Genomic DNA, 23,181 nt, shown 5'->3' with positions numbered 1-23,181 from the left:
ACAAATATAGGGATTAATACTTATAAAAGTATAAAAAAGATAAAAAAATTACCCGGCTTCACAATTTTTCACGAAGTCCTTCGTTTGCAAGCATCGTGTTGGAAAAGACCTCTTTAGCTTCGTTCAGTAAAATCCTGTTATCGGTGTAACGAGCCGAAAAATGGCCCAGCATCAGCTTCTTCACATTAGCCTGCAAGGCGACCTGTGCTGCCTGCCGGGCTGTGGAGTGTCCTGTACTTGCTGCCCGTGCAGCATCTTCGTCAGCAAATGTTGCCTCATGATACAACAGATCTACCCCTTCTATGATTGGTACAACCTTTTCAGAATAGGCGGTATCGGAGCAGTAAGCATATGAACGGGCGGGCTCGGCTGGTTTTGTCAACAGCGAATGAGGGATAACCTTGCCATCTTCCGTTACAAAATCTGCCCCTTGCTTTATTTTAACCAATTCTTTTACCGGAATGTTATAGAACTTTATCATGTCGGGTATCAGGTGTGCTTCTTTCTGTTTTTCCGTGAAAAGGAATCCGGCACAAGGCACACGGTGAAACAACGGTATCGTCTTTACTGTAACCGACCGGTCATCATAGATTATCTCGCTCTTCTTCGGATCGAATATTTCTATTTTCACCTGAAAAGGGCTGTCCTTACAAAAGAAATTTATCTCGGGACGAAGTATCTCCTCAAGCCCTGCCACAGAATGAATATACAAATCTCCGGTACGGCCAAGCAGTCCCAAGGTCGAGATCAGTCCTATCAGTCCGAAGCAATGATCGCCATGCAGATGAGATATAAATATCCGGTTAAGACGCCCGAATCGTAACCTGCTCCGCCGGAGTTGCAATTGTGTACTTTCTCCACAATCGATCATAAAAAGCTTATCCCTCACATTCAGTACCTGAGATGAGGGATTGTGCAATGTGGTCGGCGTGGCAGAACCACAGCCTAGTATGTCGAGTTCGAATTTCTCCATTCCTATTCTATATGTATCAGTTTGTGTATTTGCAGGCTAAGGCGCCATTCGGGATATTGTTTTATCAACTCCACACAATGATTTACATTTTCAATATTAATCTTATCGGCATCGAATATAGGACTAAGGAAATAGTTGTCAGCCGGAGGGAGTACCGAAATATCAGGGATTTCGTCCCCTACGGCTATCGGCATCCTTATCTCATTCACTTTTGGAATACGTAATTTGATACTTTCGTATTTTTGCTTCGGGCTGCATGTAATATAATCGATCAGCGAAGGAACAGGTCTTGTTCCATTCGTTTCTATCGCCTGTTTATATCCGTGATCACGGAAAAATGCCAGATGCTCGTCTCTCAGCTGAATAGTTGGTTCCCCTCCTGTCCAGATGATCCACTTGCAGGAAAATTCCTTTATCACATCCAGTATTTCCTCGAGAGTCATATCGTTTCCATCGGCAAAATCGGTGTCGCAGAAACTACATGCCAAATTACATTTTGTAAGCCTGATGAATATAGATGCTTCGCCGCTGCGTCCTCCCTCTCCCTGGAGAGAGTAGAATATTTCGTTAACGGTCAGCTTCATAGATCGCAGTTGTTTTAGGAGTTTCCGACACTTCTACAGCATACAATTCAGCAATATTCTTCTTGAATGTATCGTAAAGAAATTTCGCCATATTCTCGGCTGTAGGGTTAAACGGAAATATATCGTTAAGATGGCGGTGATCGAGTTTTTCATCGATATATTGTTTCACCATATCGAGGTCCCTGTAGTCTTTTACAAATCCTACTTCATTCAACTGTTCGCTTTTCAGGTGTACGGTTACTACATAATTGTGCCCATGCAATCGCGAGCAGGGATGTTCGTGAGGCAAGCCTTCCAGTATATGTGATGCCGAAAAGGCAAATTGTTTACTTATCTTGTACATAATGGGTGTAATCTGATCTTAATTTAAGAAAGAACAAAGGTAGTAATTTTTTGTCCTCCGATCGCAGCCTTTAGTTTTCTTAATAATAACCCTCTTCTTCAAGCCTGTACATTATTAGAAATTCCGTTAATTTCAACAATGTGCCAAATACTCCATTAGCAATTCTCCCCTCTTTCTTGTCCACGACATAGGTAGAACAAAATCCGTCATTCCGATTATAAGCTTCTGCCAGGAATGATTTATATGCTTTTTTGTCACCATTAGTAAATGTAGATAAATAAAAACTGTTGGTCAACTCTCTGTCCGCCCCATTGATATTAACCACGATACAACTCGTCAGCGACAAAGGAGAATTTTCTTTTTCAAACCGGATCGCTTTTGTTTTCAGTTTTTTATCGGCCATATATACTTTTTGGGTCGTTAGCTGTTTCCGGCTGATTTGTTTAAAATCGAAATGTGCAGATTTCAATAAGTTATAACTGTCATAACTGTTTGGCATGATTTCAGAAACAGCGTTGAAATTTGTATATCCTGTCAGATTATTATACGACCTCGCATTCTGATCGTTTACCTTAATCCACGATTTATCCCAATCAATATATAGCGGAGAGGAAGATTTGTTATCCACCGTTATTTCCATGGTAATATTTTCTCCTGAAAACGAGTATATGAGATCGATACTGTCTCTTTGCACAATAAGCCAGCCGGCGCTATCTTTCCGCACGTTATCCACCGCATCTATTCCAGAGTGGAAGTAGTACCTTTTTGTGGTGGCACAATTAGCAAACAAGAGTATAAGAAAGAAGTATAGTATCAGATTTTTCATATCCCGTTATTCATTTTCACAAATATAAATAAAAAGAAAGAAGAACCTTCCTGTAAACGATGAATCGTTTATAATTATCCAAACTGATAATCGCTCTTATTACATAAAACATGATTTTTTTCTCTTTTTCAAATATTTTTTTACCTTTGTTCCTGACAAACAATATGAAGACAATAAATACTTTAATAAAAAGGCTGGTTTTCTATCTGTAATTTTACGGGATCAGCGTTAATTTATTCAGGGGCACTAAAATGTTAAAACAGCAAAGGACAAATTACCACGCATCTTAAAAAAACAATCTTTACAAGAGGACAGCTTTCTTATTTAACACAAAATAAGATTCCGGATTGTTTTATTCATTCGATGCCGCGTAGTAAAGGAGGACAAACACACTATGGCCTTTAATTCGTTATGTAATATTTATTTCAAATTATAAACTTTACTTTATATTTTGTTCCAACAAGATATAAGGGCTCATTTATTTTACAAATTTATGAATATCAGATTAATACTATTTGTATCGCTTAGTTTGTTACTGGCTACACATCTTAATGCACAGGTAACAATAGGGGTTGATAAAGACCCTTTATCGGGAGCACTGCTGCAACTTAAACAAAATGATAACACAGCGGAAAATGCCACTAAAGGACTCGGGATGCCACGTGTGAAAATAACCGACCTCACTCCGACAACCAAGGCCGGACTTTCGCAATCGATTGGAGGAGACAGTAGCGAAGAATGGGATCTGGATGAACACATAGGATTACTGGTTTATAATGTAAGTGAGGATCTTTGTATAGAGCCATTGCCTCTTCAGAAAGGAATGCATGTATGGACAGGAACCGAATGGCAGTATCTGGGGGAAGTAATATCTTCCACTGTGAAAACTTATACAGACACCCGCCCACAGATACATGGCCCGCAAACATATTATTATCGGAACTTTGGTACTGCCGGCGACTGGATGACCGAAAACCTGAGGTATCTGCCCACTGACGGTAGTTTACAGATTGTTCCGGCAACAGATTCTAATCCTTGGGACAGAACCTATTTTTATCCTCAGACAAGCGGAGAGTCTATAACTGACCCTGACCTTATCCCATGGAATCCTAAATATGGTATCCTTTATTCCTATGCCGCTACGATAAATAGTGACAACCAAACCTTTCTTAATCCCGGAAATGACCCCGATGCACCTGTTATACAAGGCCTCTGTCCTGACGGATGGCATGTACCTTCCGACTATGAATTCAGTCAGCTCGAAGAAGAAATGGCTAAAAATCCTCAGGAATATTCATCTGTGACTACTCCTACTCCTTGGCGCGATCGCGTTAGCGGTTCTCAGCCAATGGTGATTTCCTCTTCAAGCCAGGATGATTATGAATCTTTGAGTATGCGCCCGTCTACTTTAACAGTTGGTCATGGTACAGCAATGATGTCTCCCTGCAACGTTACAGGAGTTAATACCTCAACCGGAGGCCTCAGTGATTTGACTGTAAAAGGAGGATTTAATGTTTTACCTGTTGGTATTTCTCAAAAAAACATTACCTCTTACTACGGTCAGGCTTCCTATTTTTGGACTTCCTCCACTGATATTTCTTCTTATGGGAATGCAATGGATCGGACCGTCACTGCCAACCTTCCTCCTGTGCAACGAGTAAATGCTTCAAGAACTGCCCTTTATAGTGTAAGATGTAAAAAAGACTGATAATAACGTTGGTTGACAAAATAAAAAAACAGGTTGCTAATCAGATTAGCAACCTGTTTTTTAGTGCTTTTATTTCAGAAAATCATCGAAATAGCGGGTAATATGTTCGTGCAGATGCACACGGTCTCTTCCAACCATATTGTGTCCCTGCCCCGGATAGATGAAAAGATCCGGATGTGTACCTTTCTTTATAGCCGAAGCAATAAATTCCAGGTTATGCTGCATCACAACAGTAGGGTCTTCATCCCCGTGTATAAGTAATAATCTTCCCTTCAGATCTCCGGCACGCTCTATCATGCTGGTTTCCTTATATCCTTCCGGATTTTCCTGCGGACTGTCCATGTAGCGTTCTCCATACATTATCTCATAGTATTTCCAGTCGGTTACAGGCCCTCCGGCAACTCCCACCTTAAATGTTTCAGGATGACGGAGCATCAGGTTCAGCGTCATAAATCCGCCATAGCTCCAGCCGTGCACCCCAATGCGGTCAGCATCTACATACGAAAGTGATTTCAAATATTCAACCCCTGATATCTGGTCTTGAGTTTCCACTATACCCAACTGACGATGTGTAATGTTCTCAAAATCGAGTCCACGGTTACCTGTTCCCCTGTTATCAAGGGTAAAGACCACATAGCCTTTCTGTGCCATATAAATATCCCATCCGCGTGCCTGCCCCATCCAAGAGTTGTTCACCATTTGCGAATGTGGCCCTCCATACACATATACGATCACCGGATATTTTTTCGATGCATCAAAATCTGATGGTTTCACCAGACGGTAATAAAGATCGGTCTTTCCGTCATTCGCTTTTATACTTCCTACAGTTATTTCAGGCAGTGTTATATTCCTGTAAGGATCTTTTGCCATATGGAAAATATATGTCTTATTACTTTTTATTTCGGTTATGGCAGCTTTACCCGCATTGTGCCGGGAAGTGTACACATCGGATATATATTTGCCCGAACCGCTCAGTAACACAGAGTGTACTCCCGGCTCTTTCGAGAGCTGTATCTTTTTGCCATTTTTCAAATTAAGCATATAAATATGCTTCTCAATCGGGCTTGCTTGTGCAGACAGGAAATATAGGTTTTCGCCCTTTTCATCGAAACCTATGACCGAAAGAACATCCCATGTACCCACTGTCAATTGTTTCAGTTCTTTCCCTGTTGTGTCATACAAGTATAAATGATTATACCCATCCTTACGGCTTTCCCATATAAACTTCCCGGGATCGTTTTTCAAAAACAAAACAGGAGTTTGTGGTTCCACATATTTTGGATGCGTCTCAGTAAATAGTGTATTTTGCAACTCTCCGGTTGCTGCATTATAACATTTCAGCATACAGATGTCCTGTCCCCGGTTTACTTCGGCAATATAGATATTTTTTTCATCGGGGCTCCACGCTACATTCGTCAGGTATTTTTCTTTGGGTGTCCCCGTTTTCAGATAAATGGTTTGCTGGGTAGCAGTATTGTATATACCCACTGTGACATGATGGCTTTTCATTCCGGCCATCGGATATTTTATATTTTTCAGCTTTGCCACCCGTTCCGAAACATCCACCAGCGGATAGTCCGTTACCATTGTTTCGTCCATCCGGTAAAACGCCAGCAGATTCCCCTGTGGCGACCAGAATATTCCCCCGTTGATCCCGAATTCGTTGCGATGAACCGATTGCCCGCAAACGATACCTTCATCGGTTTCATTTGTCACAGCATATTCTTTTCCGTCAGCAGCCTGCAGATACAGGTTATTCTTTTTTGTATATGCCAACAAACGACTTTTTTCTGCCAACTTTATATCAGCCATATCTTTCGAATAAGAGAAATTGGCAGTTACTTTTTTATTTATATAGTCATATAAATAGATTTTATCTATCGAATAAATCATCAATTCATTCGATTGTGGAGAAATAAACCTCACTCCGTTCAGACTTTTCAGAGGACTGTTTCCTTCCTTAAGTCCTGCATTGATGTCTTTTAATGTAAACAATACTTCCGGTTTCTCCTTATCTGTTTTGGGTGCAATATACACTGTATCATTTTTCACATAAGTGAGATTATCTCCCGACCACGCCATCTGACGAGGCATTTCGGCACGATACTTGTTATACGTTTTCCCTCCGGGAATGAGGTCTTCCAGTGTCAGAGGTGCATTTTGACTAAACGATTTCATAGGGAGTAAAATACTTATGGCTAATAATGCAGAAACAAAATATTTCATATCAAGTTTTTTGTATTGAGTAAACAAAGATAATGAATTTATAGGTTCTGAGCCATTATGAGATTTTTATTCGGTCAACCACCCGATTAAAACGAAAGAGTGAATATTAAATTAATCTTTTTTAGAACAATTTTATTTTTTTAAACGTTCAGAAAATAATAATTATATTTGTACGTTATAAGAATACAAGAACATAATACACAAGGAAAATGACTAAAGGAAGGAGAATTATATATACAGGGCTTGCATCTCTGCTTATCGGCATCATATTATCATCATGTGGAAAAAAAACAGGAGAGTTCGAGATATCGGGAACATTGGAAAATGTAACCGGCAATTATTTCTTCATGTCCCATGAAGTGGGTGATTCTGTGATAATAGACACCATTCCAATAAATCAAAAGGGTAAATTTTCTTTCAAAGGAAAAGTGGATACACTAACGGTAATGTCACTGTACTTCAATCAGAATACAAAGAACACATTCGTGCTGGTGGATAAAAACTGGAATGTAGAAATGAAAGGAGATATGCTCTACCCTGATCTGATAGAAGTAAAAGGTGGCGAGGTAAATGAAAGCCTTACCGACTTTAAAAACAAAAACAAGGAATTATTAAAATCGCGTGCCGATATACTAAGAGAGGCCGAACAATCTTCTCGCAATAATGATAGCCTTCCGGTGAAAGACTACGTGGTAGAATTGAAAAATATAAACTTTGAACTAGCCAATATCGCTGAAAGTTATATAAAAGCTAATCCCGAAAAAGTAGCAAGCGTAATGCTGCTCAATACGTTCTTTAAAGATGAGGCATCGATTTCCCGCTTGGATGAATGTCTGAACCTGTTGAAGGGCAGAGCGATTGATTTTCCGGTGACTGCAGACCTGAAAGACTTCAGAGACAAGGTAAAATTGTCAGCTGTGGGTTCATATGCACCGCATTTTTCTATTAAAAATCTGGATGAAAAGGCTGTTCAACTGAGCAATTTCAGAGGCAAATACGTCTTGCTTATGTTCGTTGCCACAACCTGTGACGTGTGCCGTCAGGAAAAGAAAGATGCAATAGCAGTTTACAACGAACTGAAAAAAGAGAAAAAGAATATAGAATTTGTTTCCATAGTAAAAGATATCGAACAAATACCCCTTTCCAAGAATATCTCTGACTCGGTGAAATGGGACATTCTGCCGGTAAATGGTGGGTGGAGTGCAAGAATTTTTGATTCATATTATGTACGTGAGATACCATACAATATACTCATTTCTCCTACCGGTTATATACTTGAAAGAGATCTTCACATTCTGGCTTTGCCTGGCAAGTTGAACGAGGAAATCGCCAAAACGGATAAAAAAGGGAAATAAGCCTTGAACCTTACCTCTTTTTTCGTACTTTTGTCTTTCACACTATTTGAAAAGCTTAATGCTGGTAAAAGTTTTTGGCGCTGCGGTTCAGGGCATAAATGCTACACTTATAACAATTGAGGTAAACTGTTCTAAAGGTATAAAATTTATGCTTGTAGGTTTACCCGATGCTTCTGTGAAGGAAAGCCACGAACGTATTGTATCGGCACTCCAATTCAACGGATATAAGTTCCCCCGTCAACAAACTGTTATCAATATGTCTCCGGCCGACATCCGTAAAGAAGGGACAGCCTATGACCTACCCCTTGCTATAGGAATAATGGCTGCAGCTGATAATCTGAAATCAGACAAGCTTGAAGACTATCTCATTATGGGAGAATTATCCCTTGACGGGAGTATATTACCCATAAAAGGAGTGCTACCCATCGCCATAAAGGCACGTGAAGCCGGATTTAAGGGAATAATACTGCCAAAAAAAAATGCCCGGGAAGCCGCTGTGGTCAACAAGCTCGACGTGCATGGTATAGAAAACATACGCGATGTTGTCGAATTTTTCAATGGGAATAAGGAACTGGAAAAAACCATAATAGACACCCGGAATGAATTCTATAATGCTCAGGAAACTTTCGAATTCGATTTTGCCGATGTGAAGGGGCAAGAGAACGTAAAGCGTGCGCTTGAGGTCGCAGCAGCCGGAGGTCACAACCTGATCATGATAGGCCCTCCGGGAGCAGGTAAATCCATGATGGCAAAACGTATGCCTTCGGTACTGCCTCCTTTTACCCTGAACGAAGCTCTGGAAACGACAAAAATACATAGTGTAGCAGGAAAAATAGGCGCTGAAACCTCTCTGATGGCTCAGCGCCCGTTCCGGAGTCCACACCATACTATATCAGACGTAGCCCTTGTAGGCGGAGGCGCTTATCCCCAACCAGGAGAAATCAGCCTGGCACATAACGGAGTACTATTTCTGGACGAACTTCCTGAATTTAGCCGCAGCGTTCTCGAAGTAATGCGTCAGCCATTGGAAGACAGAAAAATCGCCATCTCCCGTTCAAGATTCTCGGTAGAATATCCTGCCAGCTTTATGCTGATTTCTTCGATGAATCCATGTCCTTGCGGATATTACAATCACCCTGAAAAAAAATGTGTATGCCCTAGCGGAGCTGTACAGAAATACCTGAATAAAATATCAGGCCCATTACTGGACAGGATAGATATACATATAGAGATAATACCTGTACCTTTCGATAAAATATCGGATAAAGCGCAGGGAGAACCTAGCAAAAATATAAGGCAACGGGTAATAGGAGCCCGTGAGATACAATATACCCGTTTCAAAGATGAAGATGGAATATACTGTAACGCTCAGATGACACCTAAGTTACTGGCCAAATACGCTTCTCCCGACACTGCCGGGCTGGAACTGTTAAAGACAGCCATGGACAGGTTCAATTTGTCGGCCAGGGCATACGACCGGATACTGAAAGTGTCACGAACCATAGCAGATTTAGATAATTCTGAAAAAATATTGCCAAAACATTTGGCAGAAGCAATTAATTACCGAAATTTGGATAGGGAAACCTGGACAAGTAAATAGTATTAAAATTAAAAGACAATAGAATCTATGAATTTCACAGATTTAAGCAACTCTATATTCGATAAAGTAATATCAGACTATCATAAAACAGACCATGTAGATACTCCGATCATTAATCCTCATGAGGAAAAGTCCATCGAATATTATTTATATCTGAAAAACTGGATAGATACGGTACAATGGCATCTGGAAGATATAATACGCGATCCGGACATCAATCCGGTGGATGCCCTGAAAATAAAGCGTCGCATCGATAAATCGAATCAGGACAGGACAGACCTCGTAGAGTTGATAGATAGTTATTTTCTTGAAAAATATAAAAATGTAACTCCTGGCATCCATGCCAGCATCAATACCGAAAGCCCGGCCTGGGCGATAGACCGTCTGTCGATACTGGCTCTTAAGATATATCATATGAAGCTGGAGGCAACCCGGGAAAATGTGTCGGCAGAACATCGCAAACAAGCTGAAACGAAATTGAAAGTCCTTCTTACCCAGCGCGAAGACCTCTCTGCAGCAATCGAAGAATTGCTTGCAGACATTGAGCAAGGACATAAATACATGAAAGTATACAAACAGATGAAGATGTATAATGACCCGGAACTTAACCCGGTTTTATATGGGAAAACAGCACAGTAAAAATGCTTATACAAACTTACAAATTGATCAATTAATATGGCTAAGGTATTAGTAATAAGGATATCTTCATTCGGAGATGTAGCTATGCTGGTTCCTGTGGTTTTTTCTGTTGCCGCAAAGTATCCGCAGGATAGATTTTCGGTAATGACAAGGAAGGCTTTTGCCCCACTTTTCGAAAATCTGGGCTTTAATGTAAACGTTATCCCCCTCGACGTGAAAGGCAGGCACAGAGGGCTTCGTGGATTTTACAGAGTGATGAGAAGGATTTTTGCCTCAGGATTTTCTCATGTGGCGGACGAACACGACGTACTGAGGTCGAAAGGAGTCCGGTATGCTATGAAGATGACAGGCAAGAAAGTTGTCTGCATCGATAAGGGAAGAAAAGAAAAGGCTGAAATGATAAACAGCAAGAAATTAGCCCCTCCATTGAAGTCAACGATACAACGTTATCAGGATGTTTTTGACAAGCTTGGTTTTCAGGCACCTATGACATTCAACAATATATTCGATTTTGCTCCTCTCAATTTTTCAGAACTTAAAGCGGTAATTACCGAAAAGAAAGGGAAATGGATAGGTATAGCTCCTTTTTCCAAGCACAAGGGGAAAATATATCCTTTAGAGAAAATGGAGAAAGTAATAGAAATTTTGTCACAAAGAAAAGATACTACAATCTTCCTGCTTGGGGCCGGAAAAGAGGAAAACAAAGTCTTATCTGTGTGGAGTTCGAAATACCCGAATGTAATAAACCCAGACGGAAAACTAAATCTGACGAGAGAATTACTATTGATCTCACATCTCGACGTTATGCTCTCTATGGATTCGGCAAATATGCATCTGGCCTCACTGGTACAAACTCCTGTTGTTTCAATATGGGGGGCTACCCATCCGTCTTTAGGCTTTTACGGATTGGGGCAAGATATTGATAACGCTATACAAATAAACGATCTCGATTGCAAGCCTTGTGCTGTTTATGGAGAATTGCCCTGCCAGAGGGGAGATTATGCCTGTCTCTACAGAATTTCCGAGGAAATGGTCGTATCTAAAATAGAGGCTGTACTAGACAAAAAACAAACATGAAGATAGCGATACTTTCACCTTTTTATCCCTACAGAGGGGGCCTGGCTCAATTGAATGCCCGCTTGTATACAGAATTGTCGGAAGACAATCAGGTGAAAGCATTTACATTTACAACATTATATCCTGATTTTTTGTTTCCGGGAAAAACGCAGTATGTAGATGAAGCTGATTCTGCGACTAAAATAGATGCTGAGCGCATTTTAAACAGCATAAATCCTTTTTCATATATAAAAACAGCACAGCTTATAAATAAATATGCTCCCGATATCCTGATTATTCCCTATTGGATGTCTTTTCTATCGCCCGCTTTTGGAACTGTCTGTTTATTACTGAATAAACGCATCAAAATAGTTTCACTCGTGCATAATGCGATATCGCACGAAAGAACATTACTGGAAAAACCGCTGGCGAAATATTTCTTCAACAGATGCAATGGTTTCATTGTAATGAGTGAACCCGTACAAAAAGATCTGCTCTTACTGAAAAAGAATGCCAATATCTTACTTCAGCCACACCCTATATATGACCAATATGGTGAGCGTACGGATAAAACAAATGCTTGCCAAAAGTTAGGAATAAGCCCAGACAAGAAAAACCTGTTGTTCTTCGGGCTGATAAGAGACTATAAAGGATTGGACATTCTTATAGAATCGATGTCTTATCTGGACAATTCATACCAGTTGGTAATTGCAGGAGAGAGCTACGGCAGTTTCGAAAAATACCAGAACCTGATAGATAAATCTCCGTTACGGGACAACATTAAAGTGTTTGAACAATACATTCCCGACGACATGGTATCTACCCTGTTCTCAGCATCCGATGTACTGGTACTGCCATACCGGTCGGCTACACAGAGTGGAGTGGTAGCTATGGCCTACCAACTGGAATTGCCAATGATAGCAACCAATGTAGGAGCATTGGGCTGCACAGTCGAAAATTCTGGTACCGGCCTGCTTGTAAGCACACCCGACGCACAAGAGATCGCCGGTAAGATAACCGAATTTTTCTCGATGGATTCGCACGAATTATTCATGCAAAATCTGAAAAAGGAAAAGATCCGGTTGTCATGGGCTAATTTCACCCGGTCAACCGAATCCTTCTTATCTGAAATAGTTGCTTCCTGATCCTTTATCTCATTCTGAACAGTCCATATTTGAGCATACATATAAATGCCCGCACACCATCCCTCCAACCGATTTTCTTACCTTCTTCATAAGTGCGACCATAGTATGAAATACCAACTTCGTATATCCTCACATTAGGATATCTCGACACTTTTGCTGTTACTTCCGGCTCAAAGCCAAAACGTCTTTCTTTTAATGATATACTTTTGATGATATCGGCACGAAATAATTTGTAACAAGTTTCCATATCTGTAAGATTCAGATTAGTAAACATATTAGAAACAAATGTAAGTATCCTGTTCCCTATAGAATGCCAGAAGAACAATATACGATGAGGGTTTCCTCCCATAAAGCGGGAACCATACACAACATCGGCAAACCCTGTAACAACAGGCTTCAATAAAATATTATATTCCTCCGGATCGTACTCCAAATCGGCATCCTGTATAATAATATAATCACCTGTAGCCTCTTTGATACCACGATGGAGAGCAGCTCCTTTACCCATATTCACAGGTTGCTCGAAGAGCTTCATGTCGGCTTCGGGATGTGCTGCGATGTAAGCCCGTACTACTTCTATAGTATCATCTTTTGAACAATCGTTTACAATGAGGATCTCTTTTCCGAATCCCCCTATCAGATTTACTTCTAATACCTTATCTAAAATTAAATGAATTGTTCTAGCTTCATTATATGCGGGAATGACAATAGATAATTTCATATTTGTAGTTTTAAATTTTTACCCCAATCTAACTTAAAATGTCTGTTCTGCCTTATTATAGTCTTTCTGCAATCCCAGTAGTATCCGAATCTATTATTTTAGAATCGTGTCAAAATATTCAATAGTTTTCATCAATCCGTCCCTAAGCTGAATTTTAGGTTCCCACCCTAATTCTTTTTTGGCAAGCGTTATATCGGGACGTCTTTGTCTTGGATCATCGCTGGGTAATGGCATGAATATAAGTTTCGATTTAGATCCTGTCAGTTCCAGCACAAGGTTAGCCAGTTCGATCATAGTAAATTCTCCCGGATTTCCTGTATTGACAGGTCCGGTGAATGAATCATCTGTAGCCATCATCCGTATCATAGCCTCTACCAGATCGTCTACATACTGAAAGCTGCGGGTTTGTGTGCCATCGCCATATATGGTTATGTCCTCACCTTTGAGAGCCTGGACAATAAAATTGGAGACTACACGTCCGTCTTCAGGATTCATCCGTGGACCATAGGTATTGAAAATACGCACGATCTTTATTTTTACACCATTTTGACGATGATAATCCATAAATAATGTTTCGGCACAACGTTTTCCTTCATCATAGCACGAACGGATACCTATCGGATTTACATTTCCCCAATACGACTCGGGTTGCGGATGCATATGAGGATCTCCATACACTTCGCTGGTAGAAGCCTGCAATATTGTAGCTTTCACCCTCTTGGCCAGCCCAAGCATATTTATAGCCCCCATCACCGAGGTCTTTATTGTCTTGATAGCATTGTACTGATAATGTACAGGAGATGCCGGACAGGCAAGATTATAGATTTCGTCTACATCTACATGGAACGGATGCACAACATCATGTCTAATTAGTTCGAAATAGGAATTATTTAATAAATGGACTACGTTCTCTTTCGATCCTGTGAAATAGTTATCAAGGCATAACACCTCGTTACCTTCATTGAGTAATCTTTCACATAAATGAGAGCCAATAAAGCCGGCACCACCCGTGACAAGGATTTTTTTACGGTTCATTAATATCCTATTTTTCAGATAAATTGTAGAAAGTCTGCTTCAGGTTACAAAGGAATAAAAAAATGTTGAATTAGAAGAGATTATTGTCTTAATTTTCATCCTTTTTGGTGCAAAACCCGTCATACAGAGTACCCCCTTTAACTTCGGTTATCATGTTTATATAAAAAGAAAAAGGTTCGTTTTACAGACAAATACTCATTACAGTCTCATCTATTATTTCCCCGAAACAATTTTCTTAATATCATTCAGTTTGTTCAGAGCCTCCATAGGCGTCAGGTTGTTGACATCAAGCGATTTTATTTCATCCCTCACCTGGCTGAGTACAGGATCGTCCAATTGGAAAAAGCTTAACTGATAACCTTCACGATTTTCTTTGATATCGGTAATAGGTTTGGATATTCCCTGCTTGCGATTGTCCGATTCCAATTGCTTCAGTATGTTGTTTGCACGTTTCACTATACTTTGCGGCATCCCTGCCATCTTGGCCACATGGATACCGAAACTGTGTTCACTGCCACCGGGAACAAGCTTACGCAGGAAAATCACCTTATTGTCTACTTCTTTCACCGATACGTTAAAGTTCTTTATGCGTTTGAATGATTTTTCCATCTCATTCAGTTCGTGATAATGGGTGGCAAACAGTGTTTTAGCTTTGGCCTTCGGGTGCTCGTGTATATATTCCACGATCGCCCAGGCAATGGATATACCATCATATGTACTAGTACCACGCCCCAATTCATCGAATAAAACCAAGCTTTTCGGAGACAGGTTGTTCAAGATATCCGATGCTTCATTCATCTCCACCATAAAGGTTGATTCTCCCAGCGAAATATTATCGGAAGCCCCTACCCTAGTGAATATCTTATCTACCAGCCCTATCTGAGCAGCTTCGGCGGGAACAAAACTTCCGGCCTGTGCCATCAGTGTTATTAATGCTGTCTGACGAAGCAATGCGGACTTACCCGCCATATTTGGCCCTGTAATAATAATAATCTGCTGCTTGTTACTATCCAGGCGGACATCATTGGCCACATAGGATTCGCCTAACGGAAGCTGCTTCTCAATAACAGGGTGTCGCCCGTTTTTAATATTCAGTACATCCGAATCGTTTATTTCGGGACGGATATATTTATTCTCTTTGGCAGCTTTGGCAAAAGACAGCAGGCAGTCTATCTGTGCTATAAGGCTTGCATTTAGCTGTATGGTCGGGATATAATCGACAAGGCTATGCACCAGATCATTGAAAATATTCGATTCCAACGCAAGAATTTTTTCTTCAGCACCAAGAATCTTTTCTTCGTATTCTTTCAGTTCCTGAGTGATATAGCGTTCGGCATTTACCAACGTTTGCTTTCTGATCCATTCGGCAGGAACTTTATCTTTATGTGTATTACGGACTTCTATATAGTATCCGAAAACATTATTAAAGCTTATTTTCAGGGAAGAAATTCCCGTTGCTTCAGTTTCCCGTTGTTGTATTTTCAGCAGGTAATCTTTACCCGAATAGGCGATATCGCGCAATTCATCCAGATCCTGATTAATGCCTCTTTTGATGATATTCCCCTTGTTGACCAATGCCGGAGGATCGGGTTGTATCTCTTTTTCGATACGGTCGCGAATAACAGGACATGGATTAAGCTTTTCGCCTATTTCTTTCAAACTCGGTTCGTCCGATGCAAGAAAGGCATTGCGAATAGGCTCGATAGCTCTCAATGCTACTTTCAATTGTACTACCTCGCGTGGCGAAATACGGTTAACAGCCACTTTTGAGATAATACGTTCGAGATCGCCTATCAATGAGAGTTGTTCTTCCAGCAGGTTCTTTAATTCTATATCTTTGAAAAAATACTCCACTACAGACAGGCGGCTATTGATCGGCTTGATATCTTTCAACGGAAAAACCAGCCATCGGCGGAGCATCCGCGCTCCCATCGGCGAAACGGTCTTATCCAAAATATCGAGAAGGCTTTTCCCCCCTTCGTTCATCGTAGAGATAACTTCAAGACTACGTACGGTGAATTTATCTAAGCGTACATACTTGTCTTCTTCTATACGTGACAGTGAAGTAATGTGCCCTATCTGATTATGCTGGGTGACATCCAGATAATGCAGGATTGTCCCCGCAGCTATAACACCGTTAGTAAGATGTTGCACACCGAAACCTTTCAGATTTCTCGTTTCAAAATGTTTCAACAGACGGTCACGCGCTGTATCTTCAGTAAACACCCAGTCTTCCAGTTCGAAGATAAAGAAACGGCTACCGAAATATTCTTCGAACTGTTTCCTCCTGCTACGTTCTATAAGAACTTCCTTCGGAGAAAAGTTTGTGAGCAGCTTATCAATATATTCTTTTGTTCCTTCGGCTACCATAAATTCCCCTGTGGAAATATCGAGGAAAGATACGCCACAAACGTTCTTGGCAAAATGAATGGCACACAGGAAATTATTTTCTTTATGGTTCAGTATATTGTCATTGATAGAAACACCGGGAGTCACCAGTTCGGTTATTCCCCTTTTCACCAGTGTTTTTGTCTGCTTAGGATCTTCCAGTTGGTCGCAGATAGCCACCCGTTTCCCTGCCCGCACAAGCTTCGGTAAATATGTATCCAATGCATGATGCGGGAATCCTGCCAGTTCGACGAACGAAGCTACACCATTTCCCCGACGGGTAAGCGTGATCCCCAGTATCTCGGCCGCATCGATAGCATCCTGTGAAAAAGTTTCGTAAAAGTCGCCCACACGAAACAAAAGTATAGCATCGGGATGCTTGCTTTTAATCTCGAAATATTGTTTCATCAGTGGGGTTTCAGCTATTTTCTTCGACACGTCCTGTATGTTTATTTAGATGTATTCTTTATAATTTTACAAGTGAACAAAGATAGAAAAAATTAACGGAATTAAATTGATAACCCGTAAATCATCGACAAATATAAATTTATATCTATCTTTGTAATCCATTACACACACCCGACATACCAAAATTAAAACAGAATGGTACATTGTTGATATTGAATTGAATGATTGAACAGATAATAATTTTAGAACACATTGATCCCGTAGTGTTCTTCGGGGTGAATAATTCGAACATACAACTACTAAAGACTCTTTTTCCTAAATTACGTATCATGGCACGGGGCAATGCTATTAAGGTTTCGGGTAATGCGGAAGATATTCCCCTGTTCGAAGAGAAAGTGCGTGAACTGGAGACCTTCTCACATGATCGCAACAAACTTACCGAAGAAGATATTATAAGCATAGTAAAAGGGAATACACCGAATGTAGTAAAGCAGGAAAACCTGATCATTTACGGCATCAACGGTAAGCCTATTTTTGCACGCACGCCTAATCAGCAAAGGCTGGTAGACAGTTTCAACGAAAACGATATGGTGTTCGGCATAGGGCCTGCCGGATCGGGAAAGACATATACGGCCATTGCATTAGCAGTGAAAGCACTCAAAAACAAGGAAGTAAAAAAAATCATCCTTAGCCGTCCGGCTGTGGAAGCCGGTGAAAAACTCGGATTCCTTCCCGGAGATATGAAAGATAAGATCGATCCGTATTTGCAACCGTTGTATGACGCACTGGAAGATATGATCGCCCCGGCAAAACTGAAAGATTATATTGAGAACAAAGTAATTCAGATCGCCCCCCTCGCCTTTATGCGCGGGCGCACGTTGAACGATGCGGTGATTATATTGGATGAAGCACAGAATACGACTGTGCATCAGATAAAAATGTTCCTTACCCGCCTGGGGATGAACGCCAAAATGATCATTACAGGCGACATCACACAGATCGACCTGCCGCCATCGCAACTGTCGGGATTGAAGCATGCCTTGCGTGTGCTCAAAAACGTAAAAGGAATAGGACATATTGAGTTCGATAAAAAAGACATCGTGCGGCACAGGCTTGTACAAAGCATTGTGGAAGCTTACGAAAAAGAAGACCGCAGAGTAAAGAAACTGAAAGAAGAAGAAAGGAAAAAGCCGGAGCAATAAGCTCCGGTTTTTTTATGGGATCGGAATTGTATTTTATTTCAGGAACTTTATCTATGGTATATCAATGTACTGATTATATAATATGCCGGTGTGCCAATGAAAATTTGAAAAATGAACAAATTGGGGAATAATAAAATATGTCAGGTTTGCCTCGCCTACGCTTCGGCAATTTTCAATTGGCTCCGCTTTGCTCTGCCGAACGTTGTTTGTCAGGCATTGGTTGAAAAAGAGACAAAAGTGTAACTTTTGTAACTTTTTTGTTAACTGATAACTGTTGACTGTTAACTGTAAATATGTGTCAACTTTGCCTCGCCTACGCTTCGGCGATTGATAATTGTCAACTTTTAACAAGTGGCTCAGATATATTATTGATTTTTGCCCAACTTTCAGTAACTTTGAAGCAAGTATTTTGTTATAAGGAAGAACAATTAGAAAATAAAACAGAATGAAGAATACTTTAGTCAGAACAGATTTCAATTTCCCGGGACAAACCCACGTATACCACGGTAAAGTAAGAGATGTATATTCTATAAACAACGACCTTTTGGTGATGGTAGCGACTGATCGAATATCAGCGTTTGATGTTGTATTACCACAAGGTATACCATATAAAGGGCAGGTACTAAACCAGATCGCCGCCAAATTCCTTGACGCGACAGCCGACATCGTCCCTAACTGGAAACAGGCGACTCCCGATCCGATGGTGACCGTAGGATTACGTTGCGAACAGTACAAAGTGGAAATGGTGATCCGCGGATACCTTACAGGAAGTGCATGGCGCGAATACAAAGCAGGAGCAAGAAGTCTTTGCGGAGTACCATTACCCGAAGGCATGAAAGAAAACCAGAAATTTCCGAAACCGATCATCACTCCTACCACGAAAGAAGACGTAGGACATGACGAAAATATATCGAAAGAAGAAATCATAGCACAAGGGCTTGTGAGTAAGGAAGAATACGAGCAATTGGAAAAATATACCTATGCCCTGTTCCAACGGGGAACAGAAATGGCGGCTCAAAAAGGACTGATCCTTGTCGATACAAAATACGAATTCGGGAAAAAAGACGGTAAAATCTATCTTATCGATGAAATACATACACCCGATTCTTCCCGTTATTTCTATGCCGACACCTATCAGGAATTGTTCGACAAAGGAGAAGAACAGCGCCAGTTGTCAAAGGAGTTTGTCCGTAAATGGCTTATGGACAACGGATTCCAAGGAAAAGAAGGGCAGTTGGTACCTGAAATGACCGAGGAGTATTGCAACAGCGTATCGGAACGTTACATCGAACTATATGAAAAGATTGTAGGCGAAAAGTTTGTAAAGGCCGATATCAGCAGTGTTGCCGAACGCCTGGAAAAGAATATAAACGAGTATTTAAGTAAAAGAGGTTAAGAGAACCTTACAATTTATAAACACAAAGTAAAAAGAGTATCAGGAGTACTATATAAAATCTATTTTTAACTCCTTTTACTCCGTGTTAAAAAAATATCAGTAAATCAATATTTACAACCGGATGCCAAATCTCTATATTATATCAGGGTGTAACGGTGCGGGAAAAACAACCGCATCGTATGCTATGTTTCCCGAAATGCTCGACTGTAAAGAGTTTATCAATGCAGACGAAATAGCTAAAGGCCTATCCCCTTTCCAACCGGAATCGGTAGCTATCGATGCAGGCCGTATTATGCTGATGCGTATGAACGAAATGATGCGCATGCAGGAGGATTTTGCCATAGAGACAACCCTGGCCACCCGTTCCTATGCCAACTTTATAAAAAGAGCACAGAAGGAGGGTTACTTCGTTACCCTGATCTACTTCTGGCTCGAATCGCCCGAACTGGCGATAAAAAGGGTAGAACAGCGGGTTCGTTTTGGAGGGCATAATGTGCCGGATGACGTGGTTGTAAGGCGTTACTTTGCAGGAATGAGGAATTTGTTTTCTATCTTCATCCCTATCTCCGATTACTGGTTACTGGTGGACAATTCTACCGATCCTTTCAGGATGATCGCCGAAGGGAATAAAACAAAGATCATAGATATATATGACGAAGACAGGTTCCTGTATCTGAGAGACGTATGACACCGGAAGAAATAGCCATACGCAACAAATTGCTCACAGGGATACAGGTTTCTTATAACGAACTGGTCAGAAAAAGACAGCAGGAAAACGAGGAACTGTATTTCTCACATAACGGAAGGGTTGTGGGAATAAAGGCCAGAGATCTGAATACTGTTGATATAAAAATTCCATATCCGCATTCGAAATGACATACGAAGCTGAAAAAATAGTTCCATATTCAAGTGGAGAAAACAAAGGCGCGCAGGTTGAGAAAATGTTTGATTCCATCGCTGAAAATTATGATACATTGAACCGTACCATGTCGATGCGGCTGGACATTGGCTGGCGCAAAAAAGGCCTGTCGATGCTAAAAAAGCAAAACCCGCAAACTATACTTGACATCGCCACCGGAACCGGAGACCTTGCTATTCAGGCTTTTGATATACTGCAGCCGCAATCTATTCTGGGTATCGACATTTCGGAAGGGATGATGGATGTGGGACGACAAAAAGTAGCAAAAGCAGGATTAGGCGATAAAATAAGTTTTGAAAAACAGGACTGCATGAACCTACAGTTACCTGACGATTCGTTCGATGCGGCAATGGTCGCTTTTGGTGTCCGCAACTTTGAAGACCTCGATAAAGGCCTGAAAGAAATACTCCGTGTATTGAAACCCGGTGGAGAACTGATGATACTGGAATTATCCACTCCCCGTCATTTCCCGTTAAAGCAGGGGTTCTGGTTATACTCCAAAGTATATATTCCAACAATAGGACGGCTGATATCGAAAGACAAAACAGCCTACTCTTACCTGCCTAAATCCATCGAAGCTTTTATACAAGGGAAGGATATGGTAAACACATTGCTGAAAAACGGCTTTCAAGAGGCTTCATATAAAACATATACGATGGGTACATGTTCTATGTATCTGGCAAAGAAGTAAATATTATTGAACATAATACCACTTTCAATTGTATATAATAATATATAATTGAATGAGATGAATAAAACAGTACTTTTGCCGGTTATACTAGCTTTGTTGTTCACTTATTGTTCAAAAAACTGGAAAGAAAAATCCGACACTAATTCTACCGTTTTCGATATACAAAAGTCGGAAATCCTGATACCCTCGAATAACGATCTGATAAAAATCGATTTAACCGACGGGCAAGCATCGGCAACTATTCAGAAGAATGAAAACCAGACCGTTTACATAGAATTCTCATCCAAAGGTTCAAAAAAATTATCAGCCCATTTGTCTTCTCCCGATTCATTGGCTAATATCAGGTTTTCGCAGATATTTATGCCCGACGGTAAAATGGACGGTCCATGGGGCAGAGATATGGAATATGATCTGCCGATGGATGGAACTTATAAAATATCGGTGCACGAGAATATGATGGCAGGCGACCCGTGGGCAGGAGTATTTAAAGTTGAAGTAAAACTGGAAAAATAAAGTCATCTATAATTTTTACCAACTGAAAAAAGCAGTTCACCCGTTCTTCCTCACTTTATAAAATAGAGTCGCTTATATTTGCTTCAGAAATACTAACCAATCACAAACCTCTGAAGTTATGAAAAAGCGATATTATTTTCTATTATGTCTCATATCCATAGGTGCAATCTGTTCCCTGAATGCAGCGAATAACACAAAGGAGATACCTCAAAACATTCTCCAAAAGAAAACAATCCGGCCTGTGACCCAGAAGCCTAAAATGCAGGTGGTTTTCCTGCTCGACGCCACAGGCAGCATGTCGGGACTGATAAGTGCTGCCAAGGATAAAATATGGTCGATAACCAGTAGCCTTACACAAACCGATCCAGCACCGGATATAGAAGTAGGTATGATTTTCTATCGCGACAGGGGCGATGAATTCATCACAAAGAAAATACCTCTGGGCTCTGACCTCGATAACCTGTATGAACAGCTGATGGCAATTCGCGCCGATGGTGGAGGAGATGCGCCGGAGAGTGTGAATCAGGCTCTTTATGAAGGAGTGAACGATATGCGATGGGATGATAGCGAAAACACCTACAAAACACTCTTTCTTGTCGGCGATTGCCCTCCTCATATGGATTACAGAGATGATGTAAAATATCCTGAGAGCTGCTCCGAAGCGAAAAAGAAAGGTATTATAGTGAATACCATATTAATGGGTAATGACCCGACTGCCGATCAGATATGGAAAGAAATAGCATCTAAGACGAATGGTGAGTACATCAAAACGGATATGAACGTTAATAACATTGTTGTCCGTACCCCGTACGACGACAGGATAAACGAACGTCAGCGCGAGCTTGATAAAACCCGTATATACTACGGAGAATCATCAGCTCAGATGGAAGTGAAAGAAGTACAAAGCAGCAAGATGAGCAAAGGTGATGCGGCAGTGAATGCACGTCGGGCTGAATATAACCTCTCCGCAGCAGGATACAAGAGCTATTACGGAAGCAATGAGCTGATTAATGATGTAATAGGAGGAAAGAAGTTATCTGATATACCTGAAAAGGAACTGCCTGACAACCTTAAAAAGATGTCACAGGCCGAAAGAGAGAAGTATGTCGCAGATCAGATAAGCAAGCGTAAAGCGCTGGAGAAAGAGATATTGGAACTAGGCAAGCAACGCCAGGCTCATATAGATTCGGAACTGCAAAAAATGGATTCGGAACAAGTAGAAAATTCCTTTGACAATGTAGTATTCAAAGCGGTACAATCACAAGCCGAAACTAAGAATATAAAGATAGAGGGTAAGGCTAAACGGTAAACCCAACTTAAATACAGACTCTTATAAACAAAAACCCTGCTGATATTATGTGTAAAAGTTTAGACTAGATCTGACAGTAGGGCAAAATTTTCAAGGTTTAATATTAGGTTTTTCTAAGCCATAATTTCTTGGAATAGTTAAATA

General features: G+C 40.7%; 21 protein-coding genes. 13 read left to right on the top strand and 8 right to left on the bottom strand.

Translation table 11 applies throughout. From position 1 onward, the window contains the following. Window positions 1–58: 58 nt before the first annotated feature. The 4 genes from GGR21_RS10530 to GGR21_RS10515 all read right to left on the bottom strand — a co-directional run bounded on the left by GGR21_RS10530 (window position 59) and on the right by GGR21_RS10515 (window position 2,726). Window positions 59–973, bottom strand: a complete 915-nt coding sequence (locus tag GGR21_RS10530; protein WP_183307186.1) for a ribonuclease Z — start codon at window positions 971–973, stop codon at window positions 59–61. A 2-nt stretch (window positions 974–975) separates the two neighbouring features. Then, complete coding sequence (locus GGR21_RS10525; protein ID WP_183307185.1) at window positions 976–1,557, bottom strand: 7-carboxy-7-deazaguanine synthase QueE; 582 nt, start codon at window positions 1,555–1,557, stop codon at window positions 976–978. Then, window positions 1,541–1,900: a 6-carboxytetrahydropterin synthase QueD gene (gene queD, locus GGR21_RS10520; RefSeq protein WP_183307184.1), complete on the bottom strand. Its 360-nt coding sequence runs from the start codon at window positions 1,898–1,900 to the stop codon at window positions 1,541–1,543. The genes GGR21_RS10525 and queD overlap by 17 nt, the downstream gene beginning before the upstream one ends. Before the next feature lie 79 nt (window positions 1,901–1,979). After that, window positions 1,980–2,726 carry a hypothetical protein gene (locus GGR21_RS10515; RefSeq protein WP_183307183.1) on the bottom strand — a complete coding sequence of 249 codons (747 nt, stop codon included), beginning with the start codon at window positions 2,724–2,726 and terminating at the stop codon, window positions 1,980–1,982. Between the two features lie 493 nt (window positions 2,727–3,219). Here GGR21_RS10515 and GGR21_RS10510 point away from each other — a divergent pair, with 493 nt between their 5' ends. Further along, the gene (locus GGR21_RS10510) at window positions 3,220–4,434 is read left to right on the top strand and encodes an FISUMP domain-containing protein (RefSeq protein WP_183307182.1); all 1,215 of its coding nucleotides are present in this window, start codon (window positions 3,220–3,222) and stop codon (window positions 4,432–4,434) included. 69 nt (window positions 4,435–4,503) lie between these two features. Here the strand turns inward: GGR21_RS10510 and GGR21_RS10505 are convergent, their stop codons facing one another. Next, window positions 4,504–6,660, bottom strand: a complete 2,157-nt coding sequence (locus GGR21_RS10505; protein WP_183307181.1) for a S9 family peptidase — start codon at window positions 6,658–6,660, stop codon at window positions 4,504–4,506. Between the two features lie 209 nt (window positions 6,661–6,869). Here GGR21_RS10505 and GGR21_RS10500 point away from each other — a divergent pair, with 209 nt between their 5' ends. The 5 genes from GGR21_RS10500 to GGR21_RS10480 are packed head-to-tail and all read left to right on the top strand — an operon-like array spanning window position 6,870 to window position 12,455. After that, a complete protein-coding gene (locus tag GGR21_RS10500; protein ID WP_183307180.1) occupies window positions 6,870–8,015 on the top strand; it encodes a TlpA disulfide reductase family protein in 1,146 nt (381 codons plus the stop codon). A gap of 58 nt (window positions 8,016–8,073) precedes the next feature. After that, window positions 8,074–9,615, top strand: a complete 1,542-nt coding sequence (locus GGR21_RS10495) for a YifB family Mg chelatase-like AAA ATPase (protein WP_183307179.1) — start codon at window positions 8,074–8,076, stop codon at window positions 9,613–9,615. A 27-nt stretch (window positions 9,616–9,642) separates the two neighbouring features. Beyond that, window positions 9,643–10,254: a DUF4254 domain-containing protein gene (locus GGR21_RS10490; RefSeq protein ID WP_183307178.1), complete on the top strand. Its 612-nt coding sequence runs from the start codon at window positions 9,643–9,645 to the stop codon at window positions 10,252–10,254. A 36-nt stretch (window positions 10,255–10,290) separates the two neighbouring features. Continuing rightward, the gene (locus tag GGR21_RS10485) at window positions 10,291–11,331 is read left to right on the top strand and encodes a glycosyltransferase family 9 protein (RefSeq protein WP_183307177.1); all 1,041 of its coding nucleotides are present in this window, start codon (window positions 10,291–10,293) and stop codon (window positions 11,329–11,331) included. After that, a complete protein-coding gene (locus tag GGR21_RS10480; protein WP_183307176.1) occupies window positions 11,328–12,455 on the top strand; it encodes a glycosyltransferase in 1,128 nt (375 codons plus the stop codon). The genes GGR21_RS10485 and GGR21_RS10480 overlap by 4 nt, the downstream gene beginning before the upstream one ends. A 4-nt stretch (window positions 12,456–12,459) precedes the next feature. On the opposite strand, the gene GGR21_RS10475 is transcribed toward GGR21_RS10480, so the two are convergent. The 3 genes from GGR21_RS10475 to mutS all read right to left on the bottom strand — a co-directional run bounded on the left by GGR21_RS10475 (window position 12,460) and on the right by mutS (window position 17,007). Next, on the bottom strand, window positions 12,460–13,176 hold the full coding sequence (locus tag GGR21_RS10475; protein ID WP_183307175.1) for a glycosyltransferase family 2 protein: 717 nt from the start codon (window positions 13,174–13,176) through the stop codon (window positions 12,460–12,462). A gap of 93 nt (window positions 13,177–13,269) precedes the next feature. Continuing rightward, entirely contained in the window at window positions 13,270–14,211 is a 942-nt protein-coding gene (locus GGR21_RS10470; RefSeq protein WP_183307174.1) for a UDP-glucuronic acid decarboxylase family protein, read from the bottom strand. Between the two features lie 213 nt (window positions 14,212–14,424). Then, complete coding sequence (gene mutS / locus GGR21_RS10465; RefSeq protein ID WP_183307392.1) at window positions 14,425–17,007, bottom strand: DNA mismatch repair protein MutS; 2,583 nt, start codon at window positions 17,005–17,007, stop codon at window positions 14,425–14,427. Window positions 17,008–17,228: 221 nt separating this feature from the next. On the opposite strand from mutS, the gene GGR21_RS10460 reads away from it, so the two are divergent. The 7 genes from GGR21_RS10460 (at window position 17,229) to GGR21_RS10430 (ending at window position 23,037) form a co-directional block, all read left to right on the top strand. Beyond that, on the top strand, window positions 17,229–18,209 hold the full coding sequence (locus GGR21_RS10460) for a PhoH family protein (RefSeq protein ID WP_183307173.1): 981 nt from the start codon (window positions 17,229–17,231) through the stop codon (window positions 18,207–18,209). A 445-nt stretch (window positions 18,210–18,654) separates the two neighbouring features. Further along, window positions 18,655–19,605, top strand: coding sequence for a phosphoribosylaminoimidazolesuccinocarboxamide synthase (locus GGR21_RS10455; RefSeq protein WP_183307172.1), 951 nt, complete (start codon window positions 18,655–18,657; stop codon window positions 19,603–19,605). 121 nt (window positions 19,606–19,726) lie between these two features. Continuing rightward, window positions 19,727–20,293, top strand: a complete 567-nt coding sequence (locus GGR21_RS10450) for a zeta toxin family protein (RefSeq protein WP_183307171.1) — start codon at window positions 19,727–19,729, stop codon at window positions 20,291–20,293. Further along, window positions 20,290–20,481: a hypothetical protein gene (locus GGR21_RS10445; protein WP_183307170.1), complete on the top strand. Its 192-nt coding sequence runs from the start codon at window positions 20,290–20,292 to the stop codon at window positions 20,479–20,481. The genes GGR21_RS10450 and GGR21_RS10445 overlap by 4 nt, the downstream gene beginning before the upstream one ends. Next, window positions 20,478–21,215, top strand: coding sequence for a bifunctional demethylmenaquinone methyltransferase/2-methoxy-6-polyprenyl-1,4-benzoquinol methylase UbiE (gene ubiE, locus GGR21_RS10440; protein ID WP_183307169.1), 738 nt, complete (start codon window positions 20,478–20,480; stop codon window positions 21,213–21,215). The genes GGR21_RS10445 and ubiE overlap by 4 nt, the downstream gene beginning before the upstream one ends. A 57-nt stretch (window positions 21,216–21,272) precedes the next feature. Next, window positions 21,273–21,728 (top strand): hypothetical protein, encoded by a 456-nt coding sequence (locus GGR21_RS10435; RefSeq protein WP_183307168.1) that lies wholly within the window; start codon window positions 21,273–21,275, stop codon window positions 21,726–21,728. 118 nt (window positions 21,729–21,846) lie between these two features. Further along, window positions 21,847–23,037 (top strand): vWA domain-containing protein, encoded by a 1,191-nt coding sequence (locus tag GGR21_RS10430; RefSeq protein WP_183307167.1) that lies wholly within the window; start codon window positions 21,847–21,849, stop codon window positions 23,035–23,037. The last annotated feature ends 144 nt before the right edge of the window (window positions 23,038–23,181 follow it).

Origin of the sequence: Dysgonomonas hofstadii (assembly GCF_014196915.1) — a bacterium.
Taxonomy (GTDB): domain Bacteria; phylum Bacteroidota; class Bacteroidia; order Bacteroidales; family Dysgonomonadaceae; genus Dysgonomonas; species Dysgonomonas hofstadii.
This window is presented reverse-complemented; position numbering and strand designations above follow the sequence as displayed.